The following is a 5,656-nucleotide window of genomic DNA, read 5'->3' as shown; positions in this document are numbered from 1 at the left end:
TGGGATGTTTTGGTAAACCCTGAGCAAACAAAAAAATATATGTTTGGCTGCGAAACAGTTTCTGACTGGAATGTGGGCAGTCCCCTGCTTTGGAGAGCCAATTATGAAGGAAAAGAAAAGGTATTTGTAAAAGGAATTATTGTTGGTTTACAGGCTTCAAAATTATTAAAGTATACTGTAATAGATCCATACGCAGCCATGCCTGATATTCCTGAAAATTATTTAAATGTAACTTATGAATTAGCAGGAGCTGAGGGGCAAATAAAATTAACGGTAACACAGGATGGTTTTGAAAATGCAGCCGATGGTGAAAAAAGATATCAGGATGTGTATAATAATGGCGAAGGGTGGCAACCCATTCTGGTTGAAATAAAAAAAGTTGCAGAAGCAGGCTGATAAAAAATGTTAAAAACTTGCTGATAACATTTTTAAAAGCGTACAAAACATTGGGGTAAGTTTGCCCTGCTAATAGAATAAGATACAAAAGTAAATACTCATAATTTTCACATTCAGATACATCACTCAAACATTTAAAACACACAATTATGATCAAGTTACAAATCATCGGCAACCTTGGTAAAGATTGCATCGTAAAAGAAGTAAACGGACAAAACGTTATCAATTTTAGTGTAGTGCATTCAGAGCGTTACAAAGACAAACAGGGTGTTCAAAAAGAAAGAGCTACCTGGGTGGAATGCGCCTATTGGACAGATAAAACCGGTGTGGTTCCGTACCTTACAAAAGGCAAAACCATTTATGCAGAGGGCTATCCCGAAGCAGAAGCTTACATGAACAAAGACAACCAGGCAGCTGCAACTTTAAGAATGCGGGTGCAAACGATTCAGTTGGTAGGTGGTGTTGGTGAAGGACAGCAGCAACAAAATACCAGTGGCAGCAGCAATTACAATGCGCCCGCTCCGGCTTACATCCCTGCTGCAAATATCCCCATGGCATCCACAGCAGCAAGCGTTGCTTCGGATGCAGCAGATGATCTTCCATTTTAAAATTGACAGAAATTTTATATGATAGCGCCGCAGGTTTTGTGGCGCTTTTTTTTGTCGCAATTACTGAACCCACATTGTAAATAAATAGCTGGAGAAGTAGGCAAATACTGTATTTCATTTTTATTTCCAGTTTGCATATTCTAGTTTTTTTAGCAGTAGTTTAACAAAATAGGTTTACCGGGTGTTACTATTTTTTAATTAATATTTTAATAGGTTTGTAACTTTTTTGTTAAAGGCTATTTCTATCAAAAAACCGTGTATATGAGAAAAATTACTCTTTTATTAATTTGTGCTTTATCGGCTATGAGTCAGCTGTCAGCACAAACCCGAAACATTTCCGGAAAAATTACAAATGCAGCAGGTTTACCCATTCCAAATGCGTCTATTCTTATCAGGGGAATTTCTGCCGGTGTTACCAGTGATGAGTCCGGAAATTTTAGCATCAGTGTTCCTGCCAAAACAAAAGTTTTGGTTGTTTCATCGGTTAATTATTCTACAACGGAAGTAAATATTACCAGCGACAATATGACTGTGGTATTGCAGCCCTCTACCGGTGCCAATCTTTCAGAAGTAGTCGTAGTAGCGTATGGCACTGTAAAGAAAACAAATATTACCGGTGCTATCGGAACTGTAAAAGGATCCGACCTGGAAAACAAACCATTTAGTTCACCAGATAAGGCATTGCAGGGAGCTGTTGCAGGTTTGTTGTCTACTTCTACATCTGGAGCGCCCGGCGCAGGAACAGATATCCGTATCAGGGGCATTGGTTCTATCAATGCAAGTGCCAGTCCATTGTGGGTAATTGATGGCGCAATTGCTAACACAACGGATCTCACAGTAAACACTACTACTGCAAATCCATTGAGTTCTATTAATCCGGATGATATCGAAAGTATCTCAGTTTTAAAAGATGCTGCTGGTACGGCAGTTTATGGTTCTCAGGGTGCCAATGGTGTTATTATAGTAACTACCAAGCGAGGCCGGGGAGGTAAAACAAAATTAAATTTTTCAACGGAAATTGGAAAGAGTGACAGGGCTTTCAAAAATAAAAATAACCGAAGTCTTACTACGCCTGAGTCTCAGAAAGTATTAAGAGAAAGTGTCATTAATTCTGGTGATGCTACTGATAATGCCAGCGCAGATGCATTTATTGTAGATCCAAACAATGGCCTGGGGCTGCCTACCAATTATCTTTCTACCAATACCAATTGGCTGAACCAGGTAACACAAAAGGGAAAACAGGAACAATACAACCTGAGCCTTAGCGGGGGTAGCGAGAAAACAACGTTTTATGCATCGGGTGGATATTTTAAGCAGGATGGAACAACCATTGCTACCGATTTTAAAAGATACAATGGAAGTATTTCAGTTACCCACAAGGCTACCGACTGGCTTAATTTTACTTCTGGAATTAATGGTAGCTCCAGTGTTCAGCATACGCCTTCTAATGGGGGCACTTTTGCTAATCCGGTACTGGCAACTTTTTTCCTGGTACCCTGGTATTCTCCTTATAATACAGATGGATCATTAAAATATGGCGATGCTGTTGAATTTCCGAAAAATGGCGGTGTGTTTAATCCTTTAGTACAGGCATCTTACAATAAAAATACTACCAAGCAAACTACTTTGAGGGGTTATGTAACTGGTGAAGCAAAAATAATGACCGATCTTAAATTTACCAGTCGTTACTCTGCTGAGTATTTTGACGTATCGGAAGATGCCTACCGCAATCCTTTTTATGGCGATGGACAGGCGCAGGGTGGCGATGCTTTTTCAGCCTATACCCGTCTTTTTAATTATACTTTTTCCAATTTTTTTGATTACAGAAAAAGCATCAATAAAGCGCAGGATGTTTATTTTGATGTAAAGCTTGGCTACGAAGCTTCTGCTATCAAAAATTATACATTGCAGGCAGGCGGACAGGCTTTTCCTGCTACACTTGCATTGCAATACCTGGCATCTGCCGCAACGCCCACTACGGCATATACCATTCCCAGAGATCGGGCTAATACTTCTACATTTTCCTCAGCTGATTTCAATTATAAAGATCGGTATGTGGTTACCGGTAGCTTTCGCCGCGATGGATCTTCCGTGTTTGGTGCCAATTTTCGTTATGGTAATTTTTGGTCTGCTGGTGGCACCTGGAATGCAAGTGAAGAAAAATTCCTGAAAGATAAAAAATGGATTACCCTTTTGAAACTGCGCTGTTCTTACGGCATAACCGGTAACAGCCTTGGTTTTGGCTATTATACCTCGCTGGCTACTTATGGCTATGGCAATAACTATACAGGTTTTCCGGGCAGCGCTCCCAATAATGTGGGTAACCCCAACCTTTCATGGGAGAATAATAAACAATTTAATGTGGGGCTTGATGTAGCCTTCTTTAAAAGCCGTTTATACGGAAGCCTGGATTATTATGATCGTAAGTCTGATGGTCTGCTGGCAACTATCCCGCTTTCGCCTACATCAGGATTTACAGGACAAAACCAGAATATTGGTGTAATACAAAATAAAGGAATAGAATTGCTGATTGGAGGAAAACCACTTGTTACCAAAAATTTTAACTGGGATATAACCTTTAATATAGCACACAATAATAATAAAGTACTGTCGCTTTACAACCACAGCCCGGTAAATGCAGGACAGTTCAAATATACGGAAGGCAATAACCTGCAGGCTTATTTCCTGCGCCCATGGGCAGGTGTAGATCCTGCTAACGGCGATCCGCTTTGGTATACGGATGCAACGCATAAAAGTACAACCAACGCCATCAATAAAACCACTCAGGTATTAGACAATACAAAAACTGCCATGCCTAAATATTATGGTGCTTTCACCAATACTTTTTCTTATAAAGGAATTTCATTGACTGCGCAGTTGTATTACAACTTTGGTAATTATCTATATGATCCATATGGCAGTTACCTAAGCAGTGAAGGTATTTACCTGGGTGTATTCGGCCAGATGAGTCAGGAATTAAACTCCTGGAAAAAGGCAGGCGACATAACAAATATTCCAAAAATTATTTCTGGAGGAAATAAAAATTCTTATCGTGCTTCTAGCCGCTTCCTGTACAAAGGCGATTATATCCGTTTGAGGGATGTACAATTTGGTTACACTGTGCCGCAAAAATATACACACAAAGCTTATATCAACAACTTGAATATTTATGTACGCGGTACCAACCTGCTTACATTTAAAACTGACAAATACCTTCCATTTGACCCTGAAACAGGTGTAAACAGTACCAATAACCTGGATGTATTTCCATTAAAGAGCATAACATTGGGAATTAAAATTGGATTATAAATGCAAACTATAGCGGGTATTAAAATTTTCATACAAAAAATTATACAATGAAACGAATCAATAATAAATTTTTAATAGCATTAGTTTCCATCTTGTTGCTGATATCAGCCTGCAAAAAAAGTTATCTTGACAAAGCTCCATCTGATTCTTTGCTGAGTGATCAGGCATTGAATACGATAGCTGGTTTAAAAGATGCACTGAACGGCGCTTACAGCGCCATGAGATCTGCCACTTTATTTGGCAGAGATTTTCCGGTATCAGGCGATCTGCAGGCCGACAATACTTTTGTTGAAACAAAAAACGCAGGTCGCTACCTCCCGCAATACAACTACAGTGTGGTAGTAAACGATGATGTGGCAAGTGAAATGTGGAATGATTCTTACCTGGTTATTTTGCGTGCCAACCGCATTCTGGAAACCAGGCTAACCGGTGCAGATGTTGACAAAGTGAAAGCAGAAGCATCCGCTATCCGTGCTTTAATGTACTTTAAGCTGGTAAATATTTACGCCAAACCCTATTCAGACGATCCTAGTTCACTGGGTGTTCCGCTAATATTGAAGTACAATCCTTTTCTTTACCCTTCGCGCAATACTGTAAAGGAAGTTTACACGCAAATTGTTGCCGACCTTACAACAGCCATTCCGCTGGCATCTGATTACACAAGTTCGGTAAGATTAAGCAAATATGCTATTAAGGCTATTTTGGCAAAAGTTTATTTATATATGGGTGATAATACAAATGCCAAAACAACTGCAGCGGATGTTATCAGCAACAGTGGTTTTCAACTGACAACCCCTGCCAATTATCAGGCATTCTGGGGAAATCCCAACATCAGGACTGATAAACTGGAAACACTTTTTGAAGTAGATGCAGATGTAATAAATAACAATGGGTTTGATGATCTGGGTGGTATTTATATTAATGGATACCAGGATTTGTATGCATCAAAGCAACTGGTTGCTTTATACGGAACAACCGATATACGCAATACGGTACTTGTAAATGGTTTTACCAAAAGTGGTGCTACGGCCGTGCTGGTAAACAAATATTCCAACGCACAAAACGGCAACAGGGATAATCTGAAGGTGATACGGCTTTCTGAAGTATACCTGATTGCAGCCGAAGCATCCTTGCCAGGAAATGAAGCGGTTGCTTTAAGCTATTTGAATGGGCTGGTGGCGAATCGCGACCCAGGCCTTATGTATGCCTCAACCGGTGCAGCACTATTAAATGATATTGTTACAGAAAGAAGAAAGGAGTTGGCGTTTGAAGGAGATAGATTCTATGATTTAAACAGGCTGAAGCAACCTATCGTTCGTGTTAGCAATGCTGGCGCAATTCCT

The 5,656-nt window shown here is 39.9% G+C and carries 4 protein-coding genes; all 4 read left to right on the top strand.

The genetic code is table 11. The features are described 5' to 3' along the window. Positions 1 to 396 (top strand): SRPBCC domain-containing protein (locus tag H7254_RS16010; RefSeq protein WP_301933923.1); only part of this gene is annotated, 396 nt, incomplete at its 5' end. A 149-nt stretch (positions 397 to 545) separates the two neighbouring features. Then, positions 546 to 1,004 (top strand): single-stranded DNA-binding protein, encoded by a 459-nt coding sequence (locus tag H7254_RS16005; protein ID WP_301933922.1) that lies wholly within the window; start codon positions 546 to 548, stop codon positions 1,002 to 1,004. A 261-nt stretch (positions 1,005 to 1,265) separates the two neighbouring features. After that, entirely contained in the window at positions 1,266 to 4,313 is a 3,048-nt protein-coding gene (locus H7254_RS16000; protein WP_301933921.1) for a SusC/RagA family TonB-linked outer membrane protein, read from the top strand. Between the two features lie 47 nt (positions 4,314 to 4,360). Beyond that, positions 4,361 to 5,656 (top strand): RagB/SusD family nutrient uptake outer membrane protein (locus H7254_RS15995; RefSeq protein WP_301933920.1); only part of this gene is annotated, 1,296 nt, incomplete at its 3' end.

The organism is Ferruginibacter sp. (assembly GCF_014377975.1).
In the GTDB taxonomy this organism is placed as follows: Bacteria; Bacteroidota; Bacteroidia; order Chitinophagales; family Chitinophagaceae; genus Ferruginibacter.
Note: the sequence above shows the minus strand (reverse complement) of the source record. Positions and strands in the feature narration are given on the sequence as shown.

What these genes read in the sequence shown, in the direction of transcription:
- H7254_RS16000 (WP_301933921.1), top strand. Translation starts at nt 1,266, where the DNA reads ATGAGAAAAATTACTCTTTTATTAATTTGTGCTTTATCGGCTATGAGT.
- H7254_RS16005 (WP_301933922.1), top strand. Translation starts at nt 546, where the DNA reads ATGATCAAGTTACAAATCATCGGCAACCTTGGTAAAGATTGCATCGTA.